Consider the following 24,873-nt stretch of genomic DNA (forward strand, 5'->3'; position numbering starts at 1 on the left):
GAGGTTATCCTTTGATTCCGTAGTGGCGCAGCATAGCATCCAGCTGCGGCTCACGCCCGCGGAAGCGTTTGAACAACTCCATTGGCTCTTCGGAACCGCCGCGCGACAGAATGTTATCCAGGAATGACTGACCGGTGTCGCGGTTGAAAATACCTTCTTCCTCGAAGCGTGAATACGCATCGGCAGACAGCACTTCCGCCCACAGATAGCTGTAGTAACCGGCTGCATAACCGCCTGCAAAGATGTGGCTGAAGGCGTGCGGGAAACGTCCCCATGACGGTGACGGCACCACGGCAACTTGTTTCTTAATTTCTGCCAGCGTTTGCAGGATTTGCGCGCCTTTGGCCGGGTCATATTCCGCATGCATACGGAAATCGAACAGACCGAACTCCAGCTGACGCAGAATAAACAGCGCGGCCTGGTAGTTTTTCGCCGCCAGCATTTTATCCAGCATCTCTTTCGGCAGCGGTTCGCCGGTTTCGTAATGACCGGAGATAAACGCCAGTGCGTCCGGCTCCCAGCACCAGTTTTCCATAAACTGACTTGGTAATTCGACGGCATCCCACGGCACACCGGCAATACCAGCAACTCCCGGAGTGTCGATGCGGGTCAGCATATGATGCAGACCGTGACCGAACTCATGGAACAGCGTGGTGACTTCGTTGTGCGTGAACAGCGCCGGTTTGTTGCCGACCGGGCCGTTGAAGTTACAGGTCAGATACGCGACGGGTTTTTGCAGTTCGCCGTCCGCTTTACGCATGCTGCCGACGCAGTCGTTCATCCATGCGCCACCGCGTTTGTGCTCGCGGGCATACAGATCCAGGTAGAAGCTGCCGCGCAAGTCACCGGTTTCATCGAACAAATCGAAGAAACGCACGTCTTTGTGCCAGGTTTCCACGTCTTTACGTTCTTTAGCAGTGATACCGTAAATGCGTTTCACCACTTCGAACAGCCCTTCCAGCGCGCGCTGTTCAGGGAAGTAAGGACGAAGTTGTTCGTCGTTGATGGAGAACAGATGCTGTTTCTGTTTTTCACCGTAGAACGGCAAATCCCAGGCTTCCATTTCATCCACGCCGAAATGTTCTTTGGCGAAGGCGCGCAGCTGCGCCAGTTCCTGTTCACCCTGCGGACGGGCACGTGTTGCCAGACCACTCAGGAAGTCGATCACCTGTTTCGGGTTTTCAGCCATTTTGGTGGCAAGCGACATATCCGCGAAGGAATCAAAACCTAATAACTGAGCCAGTTCGTGGCGCAGCGCCAGTTCTTCCGCCATCACTTCGCTGTTATCCCACTTACCGGCATTCGGGCCCTGATCGGACGCACGTGTCGCAAACGCACGGTACATTTCTTCGCGCAGCTCACGGTTTTCACCGTATGTGATCACCGGCAGATAGCTTGGAATATCCAGCGTTAAAAGCCAGCCTTCCTGCTCTTTCGATTCCGCCAGCGCTTTCGCCGCCGCCAGAGCGCTTTCCGGCAAACCTTTCAGGTCATTCTCATCGGTGATGAGTTTGCTCCATCCCATCGTGGCATCGAGCACGTTGTTGCTGTAGGTCGAGCCGAGTTCGGACAGACGCGCAGAAATTTCGCCATAGCGTTTTTGCTTGTCCATCGGCAAACCAATGCCGGAAAGCTCGAAATCACGCAGCGCATTATCAATGGCTTTTTTCTGTGCCACGGAAAGCGTGCTGAAATGTTCGCTGTCTTTTAAATCGCGGTACGCCTGATACAAACCGGCGTGCTGCCCAGTCCAGGTACTGAATTCAGACAGAATTGGCAGGCATTGCTCGTAAGCTTCGCGCAATTCCGGGCTGTTTTTCACTGCATTGAGATGACCGACCGGCGACCAGATACGGCTCAGGCGATCGTCACTTTCGGCAAGCTTCTGACACAGGTTTTCCCACGTGTAAGGCGCCCCCTGCGCGACGACGCGTTCAATGGTCTGACGGCTTTCTTCGATCGCGGATTTCATCGCAGGGACAATATGTTCAGGCTTGATCGCAGAGAAAGGAGGCAGGGAGAACGGTTTTAAGAGCGGATTCGACGCGTTTTGCTGTTCAGTCATAGGGCCAGTCCTTCGTAATAGCGTTTGGGGCTGATGCGCCTGTGGCGCACCACGCCGTGAATTCGGGTCGTCTTAAAGATGACGTAACTTCTAACATGCGGTCAAGTTATGGGGAAATCAATGGGTGGCGGCGGGATAGTCTTTAATGGATAATGCCGCGAAGCCGCAGGAGAGCCGCACATGTTGAGTTACCGCCACAGTTTTCACGCAGGCAACCATGCCGACGTACTGAAACACACCGTTCAGAGCCTGATCATTGAATCTCTGAAAGAAAAAGAAAAGCCCTTCCTTTATCTCGACACCCACGCGGGTGCCGGGCGCTATCAGCTGAGCGGCGAACATGCCGAACGCACCGGCGAATATCTGGAAGGCATCGCGCGCATCTGGCAGCGGGACGATATTCCTGAAGAACTGGCGGCGTATATGTCGGTCGTCAATCACTTCAACCGCAATGAGAATCTGCGTTATTACCCGGGTTCTCCGCTGATTGCCCGTCAGTTATTGCGCGAAGACGACAAACTGCATCTGACAGAACTGCACCCGAGCGATTTTCCGCTGCTGCGCAGTGAATTTCAGAAAGATGACCGTACCCGCGTTGCGCGTGCTGACGGTTATCAGCAGCTGAAAGCCCAGCTGCCGCCGCTTTCACGCCGTGGTCTGATCCTGATGGACCCGCCGTATGAAATGAAAACCGATTATCAGGATGTGGTAAAAGGCATTCAGGAAGGCTACAAGCGTTTTGCCACCGGCACTTACGCGCTGTGGTATCCGGTCGTTATGCGCCAGCAAATCAAAAAAATGCTGCGTGATCTCGAAGCGACCGGCATACGCCGTATTCTGCAAATCGAACTGGGCGTGCGTCCGGACAGCGATCAGCGCGGCATGACTGCTTCCGGCATGATTGTGATTAACCCGCCGTGGAAACTCGAACAGCAGATGAACAACGTCCTGCCGTGGCTGCTGAAAGTGCTGGTGCCTTCCGGTACCGGTCATACTACGGTTAACTGGGTAGTGCCTGAGTAAGTAAAGCTTTTTCCCTCGCTGAGGCCTTTTCCCAAGGTCTCAGCTATCAAACCTATTGCAGCCATCGATCCAAACTTTGCGACAAAACGCATTCACGCGCTAAACTCACAGACAATTTTTAAGATTAGCGACGCTGGTATGGCGTTCTTCATTTTTGACAACTCATGGAAAATCCGATGACCAAACATTATGACTATCTGGCAATTGGCGGCGGCAGCGGCGGTATCGCATCAATCAACCGTGCAGCCATGTATGGGAAAAAATGTGCGCTGATCGAAGCTAAAGAGCTGGGCGGCACGTGCGTCAACGTGGGTTGTGTCCCGAAAAAAGTGATGTGGCACGCCGCGCAAATCGCTGAAGCTATCCGCAATTACGGCCCGGATTACGGCTTTGATACCACCGTGAACAGCTTCAACTGGAAAACGCTGGTCGCCAACCGTACCGCTTACATCGACCGCATTCACACCTCGTACGACAACGTACTGGGCAAAAATAAAGTGGACGTAATCAAAGGTTTCGCGCGCTTCATTGACGATCATACCGTTGAAGTGAACGGCGAGAAGATCACTGCGGATCACATCCTGATCGCCACCGGTGGACGTCCGAGTCACCCGAATATTCCGGGTGCAGAATACGGTATCGATTCAGACGGTTTCTTCGATCTGACCGAAATGCCTAAACGCGTTGCGGTTGTTGGCGCAGGTTACATCGCGGTAGAAATCGCCGGTGTGATGAACGCGCTGGGTGCTGAAACTCACCTGTTCGTGCGTAAACACGCACCGCTGCGTACTTTCGATCCGCTGATCGTTGAGACCCTGGTTGAAGTGATGGAAACCGAAGGTCCGGCGCTGCATAAAGAATCCATTCCGAAAGAAGTGGTTAAAAATGCCGACGGCAGCCTGACGTTGAAACTGGAAAACGGTAAAGAGTTTGAAGTCGACAGCCTGGTCTGGGCGATTGGCCGCGAACCGGAAACGGACAACTTCAACCTGAAAGCGACTGGCGTGAAAACCAACGATAAAGGTTATATCGTCGTCGATAAATTCCAGAACACCAGCGTAAAAGGCATTTATGCCGTTGGCGATAACACTGGCGCGGTTGAACTGACGCCAGTTGCCGTTGCTGCGGGTCGTCGCTTGTCTGAGCGTCTGTTTAACAACAAACCTGACGAGCATCTGGATTACAGCAACATCGCCACCGTCGTGTTCAGCCACCCGCCAATCGGCACGGTCGGCCTGACCGAACCGCAGGCGCAAGAGCAGTTCGGCAAAGATAACGTAAAAGTGTACAAATCCGCCTTCACCGCGATGTATACCGCGGTGACCCAGCACCGCCAGCCGTGTCGCATGAAACTGGTATGTGTTGGTGCTGAGGAGAAAATCGTCGGCATCCACGGCATCGGTTATGGCATGGATGAAATGTTGCAGGGCTTCGCGGTCGCAATGAAAATGGGCGCGACTAAGAAAGACTTCGACAACACCGTCGCTATCCACCCGACCGGCGCGGAAGAATTTGTGACCATGCGTTAATTCACGTTACGCAGTAAAAAAATAAAGGCCTGAGATTTTTGATCTCAGGCCTTTTTTATTGTCGTTAATCCAGCAAAATTACTTTCGGGCTGTCTGCCGCGTACAGCGGCTTGCAGAGGATTTTATAACTGTCGCGATCAAAATGCGGCACGGCGGTATCGAACGCTTTTGCTGCTTCCAGCGTTTTCACCGTCCCCAGATAGAACCAGTGATTGATGACGTGATAATCGGTCAGTCCGTTGGCTTCTTCGGCGATCGCAATGCGCCCCGGATACGGCCAGCTGCGAATTTTCAGCGCGCTGAGCGCTTCCCGCAGACGTGCCTGATGAGCCTCCGGCGATTCTTTTCCGCAACACACACCGGCGCATTTCCCCAGCGAGAAGCGGAAACACGCCCGGTTTTTTGCCAGTTTTTCCAGCCCCAGTGCGCCGTAACACAGCTTCTCCTGATCGGCGATATCCCGGATTTTCTCGATTGCGGACATTTTGGTTTTAAACAGGCCAAACAAGTCTTCACTGTGAGAAAAATCCACGTCATCGCTGAATACAATCGAGGCAGTCAGCCCCTGAAGCCTGACAGAACATAGCTTGCGGGCGGTACGCAGACGTTTATTAAACAGCGGACGACGGGTTTTAATCAGGTCGGATTCCAGCAATAACGCCCCGACTTCACCGATAGTTTCGATGTGTTCGATATCGCGGGTCATGTGCAGAAGTTTAGCTTCGGCGGGATTGCGAAAATGCGACATTACGCGGCTGCGGATATTCACGCTTTTGCCGATATACAACGGAAAGGCGTTATCGTCGCCGTAAAAAATATAGACGCCGCTGCCATTGGGTAAGTTTTCTAAGGTATGACGAAGATGTTCAGGGTACTGATAGAGCTCGGTAAAAAGCTCTTTTTCGGGATTCCACAAAATAGCTGACCTGTTTTCTCTGCTAACTTTTTCAATAAAAATGCCGTATGAAAAACAGGCGAATCATACTGGCGTTTTATACAGCCTTCAACCTTTTGCAGGACAAACTTTGTGTAAATTTTGGGCGGCAGGACATTATGCCTGCATGCGCATTTCGATATATTCCTGTCCGATCAGCAAGTTGGCAAGCGTTGACTCACGGATTTCGCGCTGATCGGATTGTATCCACTGATACAAATTATCAATGTTATCGAAGCGCACCAGCAGCGTGTAGATGGTTTCGCCGTGAACAGGCCGCAGTACGTTAACACTCTGATAACCGGCAAACCTTGCGGCATCGGCCATCAGATTCTCCAGCCAGAGTTCGTATTCCGCCAGCTTATCCCGCTGTACGCCGTGGGTGATCACCAGGGTAATGTGGTCAGGTTGATGAGGATAAGTCACAGGATGTTCCTTCTGATTAACCGGTGTTCTGGTTAACTGAATGTTGCGTTATATTCATAAACGATACGAAATCGGCACGGCTATTGATAACGGAAATATTTTGGGTTGTTGTTAAACAATTTTTGGGGTGGGGAAAATAATGCGATTAAGCCTTGAAGCGCTGCTGATCCTGGATGCGCTGGACAGACACGGCACCTTTGCCGCAGCGGCCGCCAGACTGTTTAAAACGGCTTCCGCACTGAGTTATACCGTGCAGAAAATGGAAAGTGACCTGAACATCAAACTCCTGGACCGCTCCGGTCATCGCGCCACATTCACACCTACCGGCCGTCTGATGTTGGATAAAGGCCGCGTGCTGTTGCGTGCCGTCAGCGAGCTGGAGCAACAGGCGCAGTACGTCGAAAGCGGCTGGGAAAGCAAACTGACCATCAGCGTTGATGCTTCCGTACCGTTCGCGCTGCTTGCGCCGCTGATCGACCGCTTTTACGCAGAGCATCAGCATACCCAGTTATTATTCCGTCACGATGTGCTCGCCGGTTGCTGGGAAGCGCTGAGTTATGGCGAAGCGGACATTGTATTTGGCGCCGTGCAGGAACCGCTCACGCGCAGCGGCATTGAATACCGCCCCATCGGCTGGCTGGAATATGTGTTTGCCGTTGCACCCCACCACCCGCTCGCCTCAATGCCGGAACCGCTGGTGCGCGAGCAAATCCGCCAGTATCGCGCAGTAGTCGTTCATGACACGTCCCGCCACAGTACCGGTGCTGATTTACGCGTACTCGATGAACAGAAAATGCTCAGCGTTCATGACTTTAATGCCAAAGTTCATGCGCAAATTGCCGGGCTGGGTTGCGGCTATCTGCCGCGTTATCTGGCTGCGCCGCACCTTGAAAGCGGTGCGCTGGTGGAACGCCGTCTCGATACCGAAACCCGCCGTGATCAGGCGTTTATGGCCTGGAACGAAAATGCCACCGGCAATGCTGCCATGTGGTGGCGCGAGAATTTGCAGAATTTTGAAGGTATTGCCGCGGTGTACCGCCAGCAATGAAATACAAAAAGCCGCTAAATGCGGCTTTTTACTGCGACTGCCGCACTGAAAGCAGTGATACATCGGAGCTTTATTTTCTCCCCTTCAGGTCATCCCACGCGACATAAATAAAGGCGCCCGCCAGGCCGATGTGCTCGAAGAAACCGTTCATCATCATGGCGCGTTCATGGCCGGAAACCTGCCAGTAAGCATTCGCCATAAAGTTGGCGCTGAAAGTAAACAGCGCCAGTGCCAGCGCACCTGCCCAGCGAAAACGCCCGGAGAGGATCAGCGCGGAAGCGCCCAGTTCCAGCACAATCACCGCAGCAGCCATAGGCGCGGCGGGCGATAAACCGAAATGCTGCATCTCGGCAATCGCACCGGGAAAATCGAAAAGTTTGACGATACCGCCCTGCAAATAGGCGGCACATAAGGCCAGTAAAGCTAACCAGCGGATCGCCGCGAAAGGAATAGCAGGTACCGACAGGCTGGAAACAGGGGCATGACGCATGATATCTCTCCTGCCGGAACCTGCCTGAGCACGGTTCCGGCTTATCGATTATTAATACCAGAGGTATTACGCTTTACGCTGAGGGGCTTTGTGCACCATGGTGTAGGCATAATCGACGCCCATACCGTACGCACCGCTATGTTCACGCACCAGATTCATTACATCGTCGTATGTTTCTTTGCGTGACCAGTCGCGCTGGTATTCCAGCAGCACTTGCTGCCAGGTCACCGGTACCGCACCGGCCTGCACCATACGGTCGATGGAACGTTCGTGAGCATCCACGCTGGTGCCGCCGGAAGTGTCGGTCACCACATACACTTCATACCCTTCTTTCATCGCCATCAGGGCTGGGAAAGTCAGACACACTTCAGTCCAGAGCGCGGAGATAATCAGTTTTTTACGCCCGGTCGCTTCCACCGCTTTCACGAATGCAGCGTCTTCCCAGGAGTTCATGGAGGTACGTTCAATCGGCTTCACATCCGGATGCACTGCCAGTAATTCCGGCCAGATATAGCCGCTGAAGCTTTCTGTTTCGACCGAGGTGTAAATCACCGGCACGTTAAAAACTTTGCCTGCTTTGGCGAGGGCGACGGTATTATTTTTAAGCTGCTGGCGATCGATATTCGCAACGCCGAATGACATCTGTGGCTGATGGTCGATGAAAATCAGGGTGGAGTTCTGTGGGTCCAGCAGATCGAATTTAGACATTTTCATTTCCTCTCAGAGTGCATTGTTGGGTTGTGTGTTTTATTTAACGTTGTGTTGTTGTGCTGCTGGAATTAACAATAGGCCAGGACTTCAAAAGCGGATAGCGGAAAGAATTTGGCAACTTGTTCAGATTTTTTTGACAGACATCCCTCTCTATAAACAGTCGTAAAACACCATTATTTTCAGACTGATAGAAACACCAAAATCTTTTAATGACTTGTCAAAAATAACCCATTATCAATATTTTCCTGCCACGCCTAATGTTGTTTGCAACACAACGCACAACCCGTTTAAAACCTGCAAATTAACCGCTGAGGAAATATAAAAATGAGCACATTCAATACACAAGACGGCACTCAAATTTATTATAAAGACTGGGGCAAAGGTAAACCGGTGTTATTCAGTCATGGCTGGCCGCTGGATGCCGACATGTGGGACAGCCAGATGAATTTCCTCGCCGAACGCGGTTACCGAGCTATCGCCTTTGACCGCCGGGGTTTTGGCCGCTCAGAACAGCCGTGGGAAGGGTATAACTACGATACGTTCGCCTCTGATATCAACGATCTGATCGAACATCTTGATCTGCACGACGTCACGCTGGTCGGCTTTTCAATGGGCGGCGGCGATGTCACCCGCTACATCAGCCGATACGGCACAGAACGTGTCACCAGCCTGGTTCTGCTCGGCGCGGTCACACCGCTGTTTATCAAAACGGACGATCATCCGCAGGGCGTTGATAAAACGGCATTCGACGGCATCAAAGCCGGTTTGCTGAAAGACCGCGCGCAGTTCATCAGTGATTTCGCTACACCATTCTACGGCACTAATCAGGGCATGACCGTTTCTGACGGCGTGATGACGCAGACACTGAACATCGCGCTGATGGCGTCGCTGAAAGGCACCGTCGATTGCGTTACCGCCTTCTCTGAAACGGATTTCCGCCCGGATATGGCAAAAATTACCGTGCCGACGCTGGTCATTCACGGCAGCGCCGATCAGATCGTGCCGTTCGAGGCCACCGGCAAACTGGCGGCTGAAATGATTAAAGGCGCAGAGCTGAAAGTCTACGAAGGCGCGCCGCACGGTTTTGCCGTCACGCATCAGGATCAGCTGAACGACGATTTACTGGCATTCCTCACCAATAAGTAACGCCAGATGTCGCAAAGTCAGGATGCAATCCGCTACATTTTTGAAGCGTCCAAAAGCCAGAACGTTTGTTCTGGCTTTTTTTTGGCTCATCATCATGGCGGTACTTTACGCAGAATGAATCACTTTTGGTTTCAATTCATTGAGCGCAGTACGCCTTTATTCTTTACCATCCTTACGTAGAATGGTTTTTGCCCCCGCCGTGAGGGCTCAATGACTAAGGATTTACTATGCCGATGATCCGTTTGGAAATGTTGCCAGGTCGCACAGCTGAGCAAAAGCGCGACTTTGCCCGTGAAGTGACCCGCCTGGCGGTAGAAACTCTCAAATGTAAGCCTGAAAGTGTGGATGTGGTGATCACTGAAATACCGAAATCACATTGGGCAAAAGGGGGAGTGTTACCGGAAGAATAATCGGCAGATATGAAACGTCGTCAGCCAGCACGCATTAAAGTGCTGGCTGAGCAACGGATAACGACGTTGTTACTGCTGTAAAGATTTGGTGCGCTGCGCAAAACTCTTGCGCAGTTTTTGCAGTTTCGGCGGGATCACCGCCATGCAGTAACGGTTCTGCTGCCCCGCGCCATCCCAGTAATTCTGATGATAGCCTTCGGCCACATACACTTCCCCCAGCGGTTCGATGCTGGTGACTATCGGGTCGCTGTGATCGTGCTGCGCGCGAAGAATTGCCGCTTCCGCATCCGCCTTCTGCTGTTCGTTAGCCGGGAAAATCGCCGAACGGTATTGGGTACCGACGTCGTTACCCTGGCGGTTAAGCTGGGTCGGATCGTGCGTGACAAAGTGGATATCCAGCAGATCGCCGTAGGTCAGTTTTTCCGGGTCGAAACCAACACGGATGGCTTCCGCATGGCCGGTCGTACCGGTGCAAACCTGTTCATAATTTGGATTCGGTCGACGCCCGCCGGTATAAACACTTTCCACCGACTCCACGCCGATGACGTCTTTGAACACCGCTTCTGTACACCAGAAACAGCCGCCACCGAAAATAGCGTATTCGATTGTCATACAGACTCCTTCACTCAGGGGGTAGAGTAAATATGGGGACGGATAATGCTGAGATAAAGGTATGGCATTAAAAAAACAGAATGTGAAATTCTTATAGCCGGTAAAATTATATTATTTTGCTTCAGGTTATTTCCCTGCAAATAGTGATGATATTGCGTCTGATTGATCTGTTTTTTTTTTCGTGGCAGACTCACTGGCATTGAAATACATGGAATTCCCCTATGAAAGACGTAATTGAAGGCTTCCTCAGATTCCAGAAAGAAGCGTTCCCCCAACGCTCTAAGCTCTTCAAAAAGCTCGCATTAAATCAAAATCCTAAGACTCTTTTTATATCCTGTTCTGACAGCCGTTTAGTGCCGGAATTAGTCACGCAACGTGAGCCGGGCGAACTGTTTGTTATCCGTAATGCCGGTAACATTGTGCCGCCATTCGGGCCGGAACCGGGCGGCGTTTCCGCCACGGTCGAGTACGCGGTAATGGCGCTGGGCGTAAAAGATATCGTGGTCTGCGGACACTCAAACTGCGGCGCAATGAGCGCAATCGCTAACTGCACCTGTCTGGATCACATGCCTGCGGTCGCACACTGGCTGCGTTATTCTGATGCGGCGAAAGCCATCAATGAATCCTTCGAACACGAATCACCTGAAGCGCGTGTTAACGGTATGGTGCATCAGAACGTGGTCGCGCAGCTGAGCAATTTGCGCACCCACCCTTGTGTGGCAGTGGCGCTGGCGAAAGGTGAAATTACCCTGCACGGCTGGGTATATGATATTGAATCGGGTTCAATTGAAGCCTTCGATTCCAAAAGCAGCACCTTTATTTCACTGTCAGATAATCCTGAAGTCAGGGCCAGCTGATAAGAAATACCGGCATGATGTCGTGCCGGTATTTAATGCGAAACAGGTCTAAATTGGTTCCGCATTATAAACCGGCAATTTAACCAAATTTATAATTTCATCCGCACCTTTAAGCCGACAATATTTCCCCACCTGAACGACACTTAACTGTTTTCTCCTTCAATGCCATACCGAGAATAATTCATGCCTGTTATCACGTTGAACCGTCTGGCCGATTGTCCTGCCGCACAGTGGGATGCGCTGGTGCCTGCGCAACAGCCTTTCCTCAGCTATGCATTTTTATCCGCCCTGGAAGACAGCGGCAGCCTGGGGCCAAATTCTGGCTGGCGTCCGCAACATCTGCTCTGGCAGGAAAACGGTGAAATCCGCGCCGCCATACCCGGTTATCGCAAACGCCATTCTTATGGTGAATATGTGTTTGATCAGGGCTGGGCAGACGCCTGTCAGCGTTCTGGTATCGCTTATTATCCGAAGTGGCTCGGCGCAGTGCCGTTCAGCCCGGTGACCGGCGCAAGGCTGCTGGGCGATGAGTCTGCGGCAATCCAACTGTTACAGGCGATACCGGATTATCTTGAAGAAAACGGCCTGACCGGCGCGCATATCAATTTTACCGACGAGCGCGCTAACCGGATAATCGGGGCAGAACCCGTCTGGCAACACCGGCAGGGTTTGCAGTATCACTGGCAAAATCGTGACTATCGCGATTTTCAGGATTACCTCGACGCACTCACGTCGCGTAAGCGCAAACAGTTTCGTAAAGAGCGCGGACAGGTGGCGTCGCAGGGCATCGAATTTATCTGGCGGGAAGGCGCACAGGTGACTGAAGCGCAATGGGATTTCGTCTATGCCTGCTACAGCAACACCTATCATATCCGCGGCCAGTCGCCTTATCTGACCCGCGCGTTCTTCAGCCTGCTGGCAGAACGTATGCCGGAGGCGATCCGCGTGGTTTTCGCGCAGCAAAACGGTCGCGACGTGGCGATGGCGTTCAGTTTAATCAGCGGCGATACGTTTTACGGACGTTACTGGGGCTGTCTGGCAGAATTCGACCGGCTTCATTTCGAAACCTGTTTCTATCAGGGAATGGAATACGCGATTGCCAGCGGTCTGAAACGATTTGATGCGGGCGCGCAGGGCGAGCATAAATTGCTGCGAGGTTTTGAGCCGGTGATCACCGACTCCTGGCACTATTTACGCCATCCGGGTTTACGTGATGCCGTGGGAGATTTTTTAGTGGAAGAACGTGCCGGCGTGCAGCGCTGGGCGGATGAAGCCCGTGAAGTGCTGCCCTACCGGCACGACGTTTGTTAAGTGCGGGCTCAATCCATGCCGACAAAACCGCCGGTCTGATGCTGCCAAAGGCGCGCGTAAAGCCCGCCATGTGCCAGCAGTTCGGCGTGGTTCCCCATCTCAACAATCTGCCCTTTTTCCAGCACCACCAGACGGTCCATTTTGGCAATCGTCGACAAGCGGTGCGCAATCGCAATCACCGTTTTACCGCCCATCAGCGTCTCGAGGCTTTCCTGAATCGCAGCTTCCACCTCAGAATCCAGCGCTGACGTGGCTTCATCCATAATCAGAATTGGCGCGTTTTTCAGTAACACGCGCGCAATAGCAATACGCTGACGCTGGCCACCGGAAAGCTTCACGCCTCGTTCGCCGACATGGGCGTCCAGACCGGTTCTGCCCAGCGAATCATACAGTTGCGGAATGAATTCATCGGCCCGCGCCTGACGGATAGCCAGCTGCAACTCCTCTTCCGTGGCACCCGGCCTGCCGTAAAGCAGGTTATCGCGGATGGAACGGTGCAGCAGCGAGGTGTCCTGCGTGATCATGCCGATTTGCGCGCGCAGGCTTTCCTGCGTGACGTCGGCAATATTTTGCTGATCAATCAGAATGCGACCGCTGTCGATGTCATACAGACGCAGCAGCAGATTCACCAGCGTGGATTTTCCTGCGCCGGAAGGCCCGATCAGGCCGATCTTCTCACCGGGGCGGATCGCCAGATCCAGATTGGGGATCACCCTTCCGCCTTCTCCGGAGTTCTCTTTGCCGTAATTAAACTGAATGTGATCAAAGTGGATCGCACCCCGATCGACTTTCAGCGCTTTTGCCTGAGGTTTATCAGTGACGCTCAGTGGTTTCGCAATGGTGTGCAGGCCGTCCTGAACCATACCGATATTTTCGAAAATACCGTTAACCACCCACATGATCCAGCCGGACATATTCACGATACGGATCACCAGACCGGTCGCCAGCGCGATAGCCCCGACGCTTATCAGTGACTGCGTCCACAGCCAAAGGGCCAGACCGGTGGTGCTGACAATCAGCAGACCATTCAGCGTGGTGATTGACACGTCCATACCGGTGACCAGACGCCCTGCCAACTGGGTTTTCTCCGTCTGCTCAGTGATCGCTTCGCGGGCATATTTCTGCTCGAGATCGGTATGCGCGAACAGTTTCAGCGTGGTGATATTGGTATAGCCATCGACGATGCAGCCCATCAGTTTCGAGCGCGCTTCCGACGACTGCACCGAGCGTTGCTTCACGCGCGGCACGAAATAACGCAGGCACACGCCATAACCAAATATCCAGATAATCAGCGGGATCATCAGCCGCCAGTCCGCTTCGGCAAACAGGAATAATGCGCTGGCGGCGTAAATCACCACGTGCCAGATGGCGTCGACCGCCTGCACCGCAGAATCGCGCAGCGAGTTACCGGTCTGCATAATGCGCTGGGCAATACGTCCGGCGAAATCACTCTGGAAAAAGTTCAGGCTCTGTTTGAGGACATATTTATGATTCTGCCAGCGGATCATGCTGGTCATGCCGGGACTGATAGTCTGGTGAACCAGCAAATCATGCAGCCCGATAAATACCGGCCGCAGGATCATCGCCACCGCCGCCATCCACAAAAGCTCGCCCATATGGTCGGTGAAAAAACTGCCAGGCGGGGTGTCTTTGGTCAAGTCGATAATCTGGCTGAGATAGCTGAACAGCGAGACTTCAATCAGCGCACCGATCAGTCCCACCACCAGTAAAATTGCGAAACTCGGCCAGACCTGGCGCAGATAATATAGATAGAAAGGCAGAACCTGATCCGGCGGCTCAGCAGCCGGTGCCTCACGGAAGATGTCGATCATTCGCTCGAAACGGCGAAACAGCATGGCGCACCTCTTAAGTTGTTCATCGTCAAAGCTGTCCTGCTTTGATGTTCTGGTTCGGAGAATCTGACAGAACCTATAAGAGTAGAGTATTTCTACCGTTCGCCCCAGAAATTAGTATTCTTTTGGCTTACAGATAAAATTAAGCCAAATTAATAATTCATATTTAAATGGAATAAAAATTATTTACAGAGACTATTTAGACATTATTCTTAATAGGGTTTTAATGATATAACACCCTGACAATTAAATACGTTGTAAGAATTATTCAGAAACCAAAATCATTTTGAAAAGGAAATTTAACGATGTCAAATTGTACCTATCTGACAATGACAGGAAAGACTCAAGGATTGATTTCAGCAGGTTGTTCAACGTATAGCTCGATTGGGAATCGCTTTCAGGCAGGCCATGCAGATCAAATACTTGTGTATTCTTCCCAACATGATATTACCCGTGAACAGAATGTGAATCATCACCCGATAAGAATCACCAAGCCCGTTGATAAATCAACGCCGTTACTGCTGGTCGCAATTTCTAATAACGAGCTTATTCAGTGTGTTTTAGACTATTACAGAACATCACAATATGGTGCTCAGGAGAAATACCTCACCATTAAACTGACCGATGCCACTCTGGAAAGTATTTCCTCAACCTGCCCGAGCACATTACCTGGCGGAGATGCCCAACCTTATGAAACTCTCTCGTTACGCTATGAAACCATTGATGTGACGCATCATATAGCCGGAACCTCGGGCTATAGCCTATGGATTGACAGAGTCATGTAATGGAGATGAATGCCATTTGGGGAACTTGAAATGGCATTTTCAAAAGACTTTGAAATGAATTTTGAAATTAATGCATGATACCTTGATCAGTAGCGATAATATTATCATGTAAGGAAACATTTAAATGCCAGACTTGAGATATATCATTTAATGCACCTGGGTCAGGGCGTAATGTATAAATATAGTCTCCGTTTTTGAATTCAAACCCCCGAAAATCATGACTGTAGTAGTTCGTGAGCACCCGGCCTTTAAGATGCATTCTTGCTCCCGTTTTTTTATTAATTGCATCGTAACTTACATCATCACATGCCATTTCACCTTCCAGACAATTAGCCTTAACATCTATATCAAAATGCTGGCCTTCAAAATCAGGTAATCCGGAATGAAGCCTGAAGTTGTTTGCAAAACAACTTCAGGCTAAAAATCAAAGCAAGTAATATTAATATCGGTCTCTTCATATATCATTAGTTCCATTTTAATTGGCTAATGCTACTGCATAATCCCCTCATCAAATGCGATAACTTTATCTTTATGAAAAACATTTAAGTTCCAAATTTTTACTGACTCAGTCCCCTTTGAATTATTAGGGTTGAGGACGTAACTATAATCGCCGTTATCAAATATATACCCCTGAAAATTATAATTATTAGGATTAAACATTACCCGCCCCTTCAGGTGCAACCGGGCTCCTGTTTTCTTATTGATAGAATCATAACTCACGTCCGGACATGTAACCTCTCCCTCTTGACAACGCTCCCGTATATCAATATCGAAATGCTTCCCCTGAAAGGTTGGAGTACCGGGATGTAATTTGTAATTGCTTCCATAACAATTCACACTAAACATGAACATAAACGCCATTATCATATTTATTTTCATAAATTATAAAACCTGCTTTAACTAAATGAAAATTAATACATATTACCTTCATCACTTGCGATAGTTTTCCCTTGATATATCACATTCAACACCCACCATTCTTTAGACTTTGTCGAAGGTGAATAATCCGCCGTTAACTGATATAAATATTTTCCATTTTCGAACTCATACCATTGGCGATCCTTTGTTGGGTTAGATAAAAGTTTGCCAGTCAGATGAAGCCTCTCTCCTGTCTTCCTATTAATAGCCTCATAGCTCACGTCGTAACATGTCAGACTGGTTTCAGGACAACGCGCTTTCAGTTCGATCTCGAATTTTTCTCCCTGAAAGGAACGAATACCAGGGTGCAGTTTATATCCTCCTGCATAACAATTTACAGAAACTAAGGTGATCAACGTAAAAACCATCAATAATCTCATCGCGCATATACCCCGTTGTGAAAAATATTAATCTCTGATTTTCGCCTGTTAATCAATCCGTTTGTGATATGACCATTTGCATATTTCCAGCGTAACCATGCTTCATCTATGTCTGCCCGTGATTCACCGTTGATGACTTTTAAAACTTCAGATGTGATGAATCCTGTATCTTTTTCTGCATCCCCGTAACCAATATTAAATACTAAAATCATTACGGCATCATATTCATTTTGAGAAAGAGTGTTTTTTATAAGTTTTTTTGTTTTAATTTCCATTTCGCTCATATCTTTTTGGTATAACTCGTTAGATTGCATTTCATTAATACCATTTTTATATTTTTCGAACTCTACCCTCCCATCTATTAAATGTCCATATCCAATAGTGGCGCCTTTGACATATTCAGATATTTCATGGCCAGTGCCATCAAAATATGGTTTCAGTCTTAAACTCTCATAATTCTTGATTAGCGCATGTCCCTGCGGGCTAACCGATAACTCGTTCACATTTTTTCTCACCCTACTCACAACCGGCGAATTACTTGCAGGGGGTACAACCGCATCCAGTTTTGGCATTCCCTGCGAGAAATGTCCAAATTGCAACCGGCGGAGGGTTGCACCACCAGGTTCAACCAGGCCATCAGGTAATGACATAAACCGTTGCTGAAATTTTCTTATGGCAGCGACAGTTTTCGAACCACAATTGCCGTCAACAACCAAGTCAGGAAATCCAGAATTCTTGAGACGATACTGAACTTCGATTACATCATGGAATAAGTTCTCGCCAAAATATCCGACACTTCGGCTTAAAGAGGAAGGCATTTCAATATCCCTATTGTTATGAATTCACGCGCCGTGAATTATATTTCACAGCGAGTCTGTTGTGATAAAACATTCATTAAATAAATAGTTTACTAACAATGAATAATAACAAGGAAAAGGCAGGAAGGTATTTTATAAATATCAGATTTGAGAGAACTGCGGAGATTATTGATCATTCTTTCTACGGCATGAGTAATCAACTCATCGCCGCAGAAAGAAATTTAAACCAGTCACTATTTCTTCAGCACCGCATCTTTTTGCAGCAGTGAAAGGACAAACGCCAGCACCATCACGCATGCGGCAATCAGATACACCGAGTGCAGCGCCGAACCAAACGACTGCAAATAATCATCGCGGATGGCGGCCGGTAATTCCTGGACGGCCTGCGCGCCCATTGAACGAGGAAGAACAGTGCCTTCGGGGATCCGCGCTATCAGCTGATCACGCAGAACGTGAGTGAAAATCGCGCCAAACATCGCCACACCGATGGAACCGCCAATCGAGCGGAACAAGGTAACGCCGGACGTCGCCACGCCCATCTGTTTCATCGAAACCGAGTTTTGCACCGCCAGCACCAGCACCTGCATCACCATACCCAGACCGAAACCGAGTACGCCGATATAGAGATACAGCATATGTACCGGTGTACTGACTTTCAAAAAGCCCAGCAGCACCATGCCGACGAAACTCAGGAGTGTCCCGATAATCGGGAAGATGCGATAACGACCGATGCGGCTGATCAGGCGTCCGCTGATAATCGAACTGACCAGCAACGCCCCCATCAGCGGCAGCAATTGCATCCCCGCTTGCGACGGCGACGAACCTTTCACCACCTGCAAATACAGCGGCAGGAACGTCATCGAGCCCATCAGCGACATACCGATAATAAAACTTATCGCACAGCTGAGCAGGAACGTCCGCTCGCGGAACAGGCCGAGCGGGATGATCGGCTCGGCCGCCAGTGTCTCTTCATAAATAAAACCACCCAGCGTCACCAGTCCGAAGGCCAGAATGCACCACAGCTGTGGATCAGACCACTGATACACCGTACCGCCTTCGCTGGTGAACAAAATGATGCTGGTCAGCGCTGCGGCCAGATAGCCCGCGCCGAGAAAATCGATTTCATGGCGGATACGCACGCTTTGCGATTTCAGTGCTACGCCGATAACCAGCAGGGCAAAAATACCCAGCGGCACGTTGATATAGAAAATCCAGCGCCAGGAAATATGTTCAACCAGAAAACCGCCAATCAGCGGCCCGATGACCGTCGCCAGACCAAATACGCCGCCGAACAGACCCTGGTATTTTCCGCGTTCAGAGGGCGAGATGACATCACCGACTGCCGCCATACTGACCACCATCAGTCCGCCTCCGCCCAGCCCCTGCAGGGCGCGCATCAGGATCAGCTGCGTCATATTTTGCGCCAGTCCGCACAATACCGAACCGATAAGGAACACGACAATCGCCGTTTGCAGCACGATTTTGCGCCCGAGCAGGTCACCAAACTTACCGTACAGCGGCACCACTATCGTGGAAGCCAGCAGATAAGAGGTCACAACCCATGAAAGCTGTTCCAGTCCGCCGAGCTCACTGACGATGGTCGGCAACGCGGTGGACACAATGGTCTGGTCGAGTGCGGCCAGCAGCATCACCAGCATCAGCGCGGAGAACAGCAGCTTTATCGATGGCTTCTGCTCCGTCACATCACTCTGTGCCGAATTTATTGTCGTCATAAATGACATCCTGACTTGTAATTAATTAACTGTATAATTAATATTGAAGCATCAAATTCATCTGGTCAATGGATCAAACACCTTATGGCAGACAGAAAAATCTCAGAAACGGCTAAATCCGCACAAATGGATCAAAAACTGGAGACAACGACGGGGCGTCGACCGGGGCGTCCGCGCAGTGGGAAAACCGGAGCGGATAAACGTGAACTGTTGCTGGATGCCGCCCTGAAGCTGTTTGCCCAATACGGCATTGCCGAAACACCTCTGAGCATGATCGCCAAAGAAGCGGGCGTTACCACCGCCATGTTGCATTACTATTTCAAGACCCGCGAACAATTGCTGGACGTGATGATTGATGAACGTTTTCAGCCGGTTCGCGCTGGTTTTACCGACATTTTTGAAACCCACGCCGACGATCCGCTGATGGCAATCACTAACATGGCGCAGTGCATGATTGATGCGGCAGAAAAATATCCGTGGGTGGCGCCGCTGTGGGTACGTGAAGTCATCAGCGAAAGCGGCATGCTGAAAAAACGCATGGAAGAACGTAACGGCGATAAGAATCGCAAAATTGTGCAGGAATGTATTAGCCGCTGGCAGTCCGAAGGACGGCTGAATCCGGATCTCAATCCGGCATTACTGTTCATTTCACTGTTTGGTCTGACGCTGTTCCCGATGGCCTCAATGAAAATGCGGCAGGAAGGCGCATCGCCAATTTCTCCTGATATGCTGCGCAAACACGTCTCACTTTTGCTGTTCCATGGCGTTGCACCACAGAAACCCTAAGCGAAATTCTGGCGGGCGCGGGTACTGCCGCGCAACTCACTTAAATCCCTTTATTTTGTAATGAAAAAAACTGCGCAGACTCCTTTATGATGTAACGAAAATGTTGCCGTTACTCAGGGAATGCCGTTTAACATGAAGGGAATGCCACCGCTGATCCTCGCTCTGCTCACCAGTTCGTTAGTGCTTACTATCGGACGCGGTGTCACGCTGCCGTTTATCACTATTTATCTGACTGAGCATTATCATCTGCTGCCAAAAAGCGTCGGGATTATTCTCGGGGCCAGTCTGGCTATCGGTATTCTCAGCAGTCTGTACGGTGGCTATCTGGTGGATAAATTTAATCACCGGACGCTGATAACCGTCTCTGTCAGCCTGTTTGGTCTGAGCTTTTTACTGCTGCCGTTTCTGCCCAATGTGACCGGTGTTCTTCTGGTTCTGGCGCTGCTGAACGCCTCTTACGCTCTGCTCAGCATTACGCTTAAGGCTTGTATCGCCAGCTGGTTGCCGGTGGAAAAACGGGTGAAAGCCTTTTCGATGAACTACACGCTGGTAAACGTCGGCTGGGCGGTGGGTTCGTCGCTTGGCGTGTGGCTGGCGGGTTTCAGCCCGATGCTGCCGTTTGTGATATCAGGCGCGCTGGCCCTCGGCACCGTGATTTCCCTGACCTGGGGGTTGCGTAACATTCCAAATAATCCGCCGCCGATGTCAGTGGAGCAAAAGCCACTGCCCAAACCTAATCTGCGCCAGACGCTGAGCATTCTGGCTCATGACCGCCGCCTGATTTACTTCACGCTGGGCAGTACGCTGGGGTCGATTGTCTTCGGGCAGTTCGCCGGGTATCTGTCGCAATATCTGATTCTGGTCTCGAACGCTGCGTTCGCGTACAAAATCATCGGCGCGGTGATGATCACCAACGCCGTGATTGTGATTGCCTTCCAGTACGTTTTAAGCAGCCGGATGAAGCAGAATACGCTGCTGAAATGGCTGCTGCTGGGCACCCTTTTCTTCATCATCGGCCTGATAGGCTTTATGACCGCCGGACAATCCGTATTGTTCTGGGTGATCGCGATGGCGATTTTCAGTTTCGGCGAACTGATCGTCATTCCGGTGGAATACATGTTTATCGACTTCATTGCGCCGGAAAACATGAAAGGCAGCTACTACGGGATGCAGAACCTAAGCAATCTCGGCGGCGCCATCAACCCGGTTATGTGCGGTTTTCTGCTCAGCTACGCCGCACCGCCGGTAATGTTTATTGCGCTGATCGCCTCCTCAGTCGGCGGCCTGGTATTCTTCTGGATGGGACACCGGCTGGCGGCTGATAGAGTGCGCGCGCCGGCTGTTTAAGGGTTTCCATCAGCCCGATATAAGCATAAAGATCCTAGCTTAAGCGGCTGTCACCCGCCGCTGTGAGCGCGGCCAGCGGCGGCGTCAGGCTGCTGACCACGATGTTATATAAAATGACCAGATTGTGTTTCTGATGTAGCGATGAAAATGCCAGTGCCTGACGTTGCTGACTCATACTCTGCTCCTTGTTTAGCGGCTCAGCGCCATTCTTCGTTCGTGTTCAATCAGCCAGCGCTTGCGCCACAATCCGCCGCCATAACCGGTCAGCGAACCGTCGGCACCGATTACGCGATGGCAAGGGATCAGAATAGAAATCTGGTTAGCGCCGTTTGCCCTGGCGACGGCGCGCGATGCCGTTGCCTGCCCGATGTCCGCTGCCAGCGCGGAATAACTGCGCAGTTCGCCCGCAGGAATGGCTCTGAGCGCATCCCAGACTTTACGGGTAAACAAGGAACCGAACTCTGCCAGCGGCGTGACAAACGCCTGTTTCCCGCCCGAGAAATACGCCGCCAGTTCCTGTTCGACCTGCTCAATCAGCGCGTTGCGGCCAAAAATAATTTCAGATGACGTCATTTTTTTCAGCCGCTCAATTTCATTGGGCAGTGCCGGACGGTCAATAAACTCCAGCAGGTACAGCGCGTCATGGCGGGCAATCGCCAGCATCGAACCGATCGGCGTATCCAGCCAGTCTGCGTTGAGAAACTGATGCTTTCTGGCCTGGCTGGGATTGAGCCCGATTTGCCGGGTGATCGCCGCACGAAATCCACTGCCAGATTCAAAGCTGGCATCCAGCTGAGCATCAATAACCTGTTCACCTCCGGCCAGCGCATCGATACCTTTCCCGACCCTGCGCAGGCGCGCCATTTCCAGAAAAGTGATGCCAAACTGCCGCTTAAAAGCCCGGCGGGCAGTGGAAGGATCGACGCTCAGTGCCTGCACATCACCTTCGCTCCATTTTTTGTCCGGCTCATTTTCCAGCGCAGCCAGTAATTTCAGCACCAGCGGGTCTTTTTCTCCGCCCTGCATCAGCGGACGGCAGCGTTTGCAGGGCCGGAATCCGGCTTCCATCGCGCTGACCATCGACGGATAAAACACCGAATTCTCGCGTTTGGGCTTGCGCGCCGGACAGGTCAGCCGGCAGAAAATCCCGGTGCTTTTCACGCCGACAAAGGCAAAGCCGTCATAGGCCGGATCACGGGCAATCAGCGCAGAATAGAGAACATCATCGTCAGGCAAATCGAAGAGCATGATTTAACTCGCAGACCGGAAACATTGAGGAAAAGCATAAGGGAATTTGAACAGGCGTAGCGACGTTTTTCGGGCGTTGATTTTAACTCTTTCCGTTCACTCTTCCCGGCAAGAAAATCCGTGCCCGGCGGGATACCAGGCACGGCCATTTTTACTCTTCAAGACCGCGGTTTTTCAACATCGGTTCAATCGACGGAGCTTTGCCGCGCCAGGTTTCATAAAGTTTTTCGAGGTCTTCGCTGTTACCGCGCGAGAGGATCTGATCCCGGAATTTTTGACCATTTTCCCGCGTCAGTCCGCCCTGTTCAGTGATGCCCGCAAAGGCGTCATCGGCCAGCATTTCCGTCCACAAATAGGCGTAATAACCGGCCGCATAGCCATTACCCCAGATGTGCTGGAAATAGCTGGAACGGTAGCGCGGCGGCACATATGCCAGATTCACTTTATCTTTCGCCAGCGAATCTGCTTCAAACTTATCCACATCCTGCTGCGGTGCGTCCGCGCTCAGACTGTGCCAGTGCATGTCCAGCAACGCAGCGGCCAGAAGCTCGGTCATGTCATAACCTTTATTGAACTTGCTGGCCTTCTCGATTTTATCCTGCAATGCCTGCGGCATCACTTCGCCGGTCTGGTAATGTTTGGCGAAGTGAGTAAACACTTTCGGGTCGCTCGCCCAGTGCTCGTTAAACTGTGACGGGAATTCGACAAAATCGCGCGGCGTCGCGGTGCCGGAAAGGCTCGGGTATTCCTGACTGGCAAACAGACCGTGCAGCGTATGTCCAAACTCGTGGAACAGGGTGATGACGTCGTCCCACGACAGCAGCGCCGGTTGCCCCGCCGCCGGCTTCTGGAAGTTTGCCACGTTGTAAATTACCGGCTTATTGCCCAGCAGTGTCGACTGATCGACATAGTTGCTCATCCACGCACCGCCGCCTTTATTATCACGCTGATAATAATCGGCATAAAACAGTGCCATCGATTTACCGTCTTTATCGAACACTTCAAAAACCCGCACATCAGGGTTATAGACCGGCAGGTCTTTACGTTCTTTAAAGGTGATTCCGTACAGCAGGTTAGCGGCATAAAACACGCCATTTTCCAGCACATTGTTCAGCTCGAAATAGGGTTTGATCTGCGCGTCATCCAGATCATATTTCTCTTTGCGCACCTGCTGTGCATAGTGCTGCCAGTCCCAGGCCGCCACTTTGAAGCCGCCTTTCTGTTTATCTATTTCCGCCTGAATATCCTGCGCCTCACGCTCTGCGCGGGCAGCCGCGGCCGGAACAATTTTCTGCATGAAATCCAGCGCAGCCTGGGGCGTTTTCGCCATCTGGTCTTCCAGCTTCCACGCCGCATAGCTCGGGAAACCCAGCACCTGAGCCTGCTGCGCGCGGACTTTTGCCAGCTTGGCAATCAGTTCTCGGGTATCATTCGCATCGCCCTTTTCGGCGCGATTAATGGATGCTTCATACAGCGCCTTGCGTGTATCGCGGTCATCCAGCGACTGCAATAACGGCTGCTGAGTCGTATTTTGCAGCACCAGAAGCCAGGCGTTATCCAGCTTACGGTCTTTGGCAGCCTGCGCGGCAGCCGACAATTCAGCGTCGCTCAGCCCGGAAAGCTGCGCTTTGTCTTTCACCGTCAGCCCGCCCGCTTTGGTTGCGGCCAGTAATTTGTTGGTGAACTGGGTACTAAGCGTCGCGGCCTGCTGATTCAGCGCCTTAAGTTTGTCTTTATCTGCATCGGAAAGATTGGCACCTGAGAGCTCAAAATCCTTAAATGTCACTTCAATCAGACGCTGCGATTCCGGCGAAATTTTCAGGCCGCCACGCTGGTCATACACCGCTTTCAGACGTGCAAACAGTTTGCTGTTGAGATGGATACTGTCATCCATCGCGGCCAGTTTTGGCGACGTATCTTCGTCAATTTTTTGCAGCGTGTCGTTGGTGTTCGCGCCGGTCATCGCGCCAAAAATATTTTGTACGCGTTGCAGCATGACACCGGATTTTTCCAGCGCCACGTAGGTATTCTCAAAAGTAGGTGGTGCTGTATCGCTGGCAATTTTGTCGACTTCTGCCAGCTTCTGGCGAATGCCTTCGAGAATAGCCGGCTCGTAATCGCTGTCTTTATAAAGATTAAATTGCGGCGCCTGATATTCCAGCGGGCTGGGTTTTAGAAATGGGTTATCTGCATTGATGGCGTGATTCATAGCATGCTCCTGCGTGGCGGGCTGTGCGGCTTCCGCGGCCCCTGCAAACTGGCTGAGCGCCAGGCTGGTTGCCAAAAAGAGAGATGACAAACGCATTTCAGTCTTCCTTATCTGAGTGAGAGAAGTGCTCCGTTAAGTCATTGAGAATAGACCTCACTTACCGATCCGGCAAAAGGCAAACGTAGGTAAATCGTGTTATTACGAAGCGGATTCCATATTTTCGATAAAAGATTT

At 51.2% G+C, this 24,873-nt stretch carries 25 protein-coding genes; 10 read left to right on the forward strand and 15 right to left on the reverse strand.

What is annotated here, in order from left to right; genetic code table 11:
* Positions 1 to 4: 4 nt before the first annotated feature.
* Positions 5 to 2,065 carry an oligopeptidase A gene (gene prlC, locus D5398_RS11480; protein ID WP_120507759.1) on the reverse strand — a complete coding sequence of 687 codons (2,061 nt, stop codon included), beginning with the start codon at positions 2,063 to 2,065 and terminating at the stop codon, positions 5 to 7.
* A 180-nt stretch (positions 2,066 to 2,245) separates the two neighbouring features.
* Here prlC and D5398_RS11485 point away from each other — a divergent pair, with 180 nt between their 5' ends.
* Together D5398_RS11485 and gorA are read left to right on the forward strand one after the other, a co-directional pair.
* The gene (locus D5398_RS11485; protein ID WP_120132855.1) at positions 2,246 to 3,088 is read left to right on the forward strand and encodes a 23S rRNA (adenine(2030)-N(6))-methyltransferase RlmJ; all 843 of its coding nucleotides are present in this window, start codon (positions 2,246 to 2,248) and stop codon (positions 3,086 to 3,088) included.
* Between the two features lie 176 nt (positions 3,089 to 3,264).
* Positions 3,265 to 4,617 carry a glutathione-disulfide reductase gene (gene gorA, locus D5398_RS11490; protein ID WP_120507760.1) on the forward strand — a complete coding sequence of 451 codons (1,353 nt, stop codon included), beginning with the start codon at positions 3,265 to 3,267 and terminating at the stop codon, positions 4,615 to 4,617.
* A 64-nt stretch (positions 4,618 to 4,681) separates the two neighbouring features.
* On the opposite strand, the gene cho is transcribed toward gorA, so the two are convergent.
* Positions 4,682 to 5,533 carry an excinuclease Cho gene (cho, locus tag D5398_RS11495; RefSeq protein ID WP_120507761.1) on the reverse strand — a complete coding sequence of 284 codons (852 nt, stop codon included), beginning with the start codon at positions 5,531 to 5,533 and terminating at the stop codon, positions 4,682 to 4,684.
* Between the two features lie 135 nt (positions 5,534 to 5,668).
* Entirely contained in the window at positions 5,669 to 5,977 is a 309-nt protein-coding gene (locus D5398_RS11500; protein WP_120507762.1) for an antibiotic biosynthesis monooxygenase, read from the reverse strand.
* A 139-nt stretch (positions 5,978 to 6,116) separates the two neighbouring features.
* Between D5398_RS11500 and D5398_RS11505 the strand changes: the two genes are divergently transcribed.
* Entirely contained in the window at positions 6,117 to 7,025 is a 909-nt protein-coding gene (locus D5398_RS11505; protein ID WP_120507763.1) for a LysR family transcriptional regulator, read from the forward strand.
* A gap of 70 nt (positions 7,026 to 7,095) precedes the next feature.
* Here the strand turns inward: D5398_RS11505 and D5398_RS11510 are convergent, their stop codons facing one another.
* Both D5398_RS11510 and D5398_RS11515 read right to left on the reverse strand, forming a co-directional pair.
* A complete protein-coding gene (locus tag D5398_RS11510; protein ID WP_120507764.1) occupies positions 7,096 to 7,515 on the reverse strand; it encodes a DoxX family protein in 420 nt (139 codons plus the stop codon).
* 66 nt (positions 7,516 to 7,581) lie between these two features.
* A complete protein-coding gene (locus D5398_RS11515) occupies positions 7,582 to 8,223 on the reverse strand; it encodes a hydrolase (protein WP_120507765.1) in 642 nt (213 codons plus the stop codon).
* 327 nt (positions 8,224 to 8,550) lie between these two features.
* Between D5398_RS11515 and D5398_RS11520 the strand changes: the two genes are divergently transcribed.
* Positions 8,551 to 9,372: an alpha/beta fold hydrolase gene (locus tag D5398_RS11520; protein ID WP_120507766.1), complete on the forward strand. Its 822-nt coding sequence runs from the start codon at positions 8,551 to 8,553 to the stop codon at positions 9,370 to 9,372.
* A 227-nt stretch (positions 9,373 to 9,599) separates the two neighbouring features.
* The gene (locus D5398_RS11525; protein WP_120132848.1) at positions 9,600 to 9,782 is read left to right on the forward strand and encodes a 4-oxalocrotonate tautomerase; all 183 of its coding nucleotides are present in this window, start codon (positions 9,600 to 9,602) and stop codon (positions 9,780 to 9,782) included.
* A gap of 69 nt (positions 9,783 to 9,851) precedes the next feature.
* Here the strand turns inward: D5398_RS11525 and msrA are convergent, their stop codons facing one another.
* On the reverse strand, positions 9,852 to 10,394 hold the full coding sequence (gene msrA, locus D5398_RS11530; RefSeq protein ID WP_120507767.1) for a peptide-methionine (S)-S-oxide reductase MsrA: 543 nt from the start codon (positions 10,392 to 10,394) through the stop codon (positions 9,852 to 9,854).
* Positions 10,395 to 10,615: 221 nt separating this feature from the next.
* Between msrA and D5398_RS11535 the strand changes: the two genes are divergently transcribed.
* Both D5398_RS11535 and D5398_RS11540 read left to right on the forward strand, forming a co-directional pair.
* Positions 10,616 to 11,251 carry a carbonic anhydrase gene (locus D5398_RS11535; RefSeq protein WP_120507768.1) on the forward strand — a complete coding sequence of 212 codons (636 nt, stop codon included), beginning with the start codon at positions 10,616 to 10,618 and terminating at the stop codon, positions 11,249 to 11,251.
* Positions 11,252 to 11,434: 183 nt separating this feature from the next.
* Positions 11,435 to 12,562 (forward strand): GNAT family N-acetyltransferase, encoded by a 1,128-nt coding sequence (locus tag D5398_RS11540; RefSeq protein WP_120507769.1) that lies wholly within the window; start codon positions 11,435 to 11,437, stop codon positions 12,560 to 12,562.
* An 8-nt stretch (positions 12,563 to 12,570) separates the two neighbouring features.
* Here the strand turns inward: D5398_RS11540 and D5398_RS11545 are convergent, their stop codons facing one another.
* Positions 12,571 to 14,418 carry an ABC transporter ATP-binding protein gene (locus D5398_RS11545; protein ID WP_120507770.1) on the reverse strand — a complete coding sequence of 616 codons (1,848 nt, stop codon included), beginning with the start codon at positions 14,416 to 14,418 and terminating at the stop codon, positions 12,571 to 12,573.
* 302 nt (positions 14,419 to 14,720) lie between these two features.
* On the opposite strand from D5398_RS11545, the gene D5398_RS11550 reads away from it, so the two are divergent.
* Positions 14,721 to 15,200: an Hcp family type VI secretion system effector gene (locus D5398_RS11550; RefSeq protein ID WP_120507771.1), complete on the forward strand. Its 480-nt coding sequence runs from the start codon at positions 14,721 to 14,723 to the stop codon at positions 15,198 to 15,200.
* A 67-nt stretch (positions 15,201 to 15,267) separates the two neighbouring features.
* On the opposite strand, the gene D5398_RS11555 is transcribed toward D5398_RS11550, so the two are convergent.
* The 5 genes from D5398_RS11555 to D5398_RS11575 form a co-directional block, all read right to left on the reverse strand.
* Positions 15,268 to 15,513, reverse strand: coding sequence for a hypothetical protein (locus tag D5398_RS11555; protein WP_120507772.1), 246 nt, complete (start codon positions 15,511 to 15,513; stop codon positions 15,268 to 15,270).
* A gap of 176 nt (positions 15,514 to 15,689) precedes the next feature.
* Positions 15,690 to 16,079 (reverse strand): hypothetical protein, encoded by a 390-nt coding sequence (locus tag D5398_RS11560; protein WP_120507773.1) that lies wholly within the window; start codon positions 16,077 to 16,079, stop codon positions 15,690 to 15,692.
* A 32-nt stretch (positions 16,080 to 16,111) separates the two neighbouring features.
* Positions 16,112 to 16,498 carry a hypothetical protein gene (locus D5398_RS11565; RefSeq protein WP_120507774.1) on the reverse strand — a complete coding sequence of 129 codons (387 nt, stop codon included), beginning with the start codon at positions 16,496 to 16,498 and terminating at the stop codon, positions 16,112 to 16,114.
* The gene (locus D5398_RS11570; protein WP_120507775.1) at positions 16,495 to 17,316 is read right to left on the reverse strand and encodes a glycoside hydrolase family protein; all 822 of its coding nucleotides are present in this window, start codon (positions 17,314 to 17,316) and stop codon (positions 16,495 to 16,497) included. The genes D5398_RS11565 and D5398_RS11570 overlap by 4 nt, the downstream gene beginning before the upstream one ends.
* A gap of 233 nt (positions 17,317 to 17,549) precedes the next feature.
* A complete protein-coding gene (locus tag D5398_RS11575) occupies positions 17,550 to 19,049 on the reverse strand; it encodes an MDR family MFS transporter (protein WP_120507776.1) in 1,500 nt (499 codons plus the stop codon).
* Positions 19,050 to 19,133: 84 nt separating this feature from the next.
* Here D5398_RS11575 and D5398_RS11580 point away from each other — a divergent pair, with 84 nt between their 5' ends.
* Positions 19,134 to 19,835, forward strand: a complete 702-nt coding sequence (locus tag D5398_RS11580; protein WP_120507777.1) for a TetR/AcrR family transcriptional regulator — start codon at positions 19,134 to 19,136, stop codon at positions 19,833 to 19,835.
* A gap of 132 nt (positions 19,836 to 19,967) precedes the next feature.
* Positions 19,968 to 21,182, forward strand: a complete 1,215-nt coding sequence (locus tag D5398_RS11585; protein ID WP_120507937.1) for an MFS transporter — start codon at positions 19,968 to 19,970, stop codon at positions 21,180 to 21,182.
* A gap of 34 nt (positions 21,183 to 21,216) precedes the next feature.
* On the opposite strand, the gene D5398_RS25455 is transcribed toward D5398_RS11585, so the two are convergent.
* The 3 genes from D5398_RS25455 to dcp all read right to left on the reverse strand — a co-directional run bounded on the left by D5398_RS25455 (position 21,217) and on the right by dcp (position 24,735).
* Complete coding sequence (locus D5398_RS25455) at positions 21,217 to 21,357, reverse strand: hypothetical protein (protein ID WP_162940754.1); 141 nt, start codon at positions 21,355 to 21,357, stop codon at positions 21,217 to 21,219.
* 14 nt (positions 21,358 to 21,371) lie between these two features.
* A complete protein-coding gene (locus tag D5398_RS11590; protein WP_120507778.1) occupies positions 21,372 to 22,430 on the reverse strand; it encodes a bifunctional transcriptional activator/DNA repair enzyme AdaA in 1,059 nt (352 codons plus the stop codon).
* A gap of 151 nt (positions 22,431 to 22,581) precedes the next feature.
* Positions 22,582 to 24,735, reverse strand: a complete 2,154-nt coding sequence (gene dcp / locus D5398_RS11595) for a peptidyl-dipeptidase Dcp (protein WP_120507779.1) — start codon at positions 24,733 to 24,735, stop codon at positions 22,582 to 22,584.
* Positions 24,736 to 24,873: the final 138 nt, after the last annotated feature.

The organism is Rahnella bruchi (genome assembly GCF_003614975.1).
Lineage (GTDB): Bacteria > Pseudomonadota > Gammaproteobacteria > Enterobacterales > Enterobacteriaceae > Rahnella > Rahnella bruchi.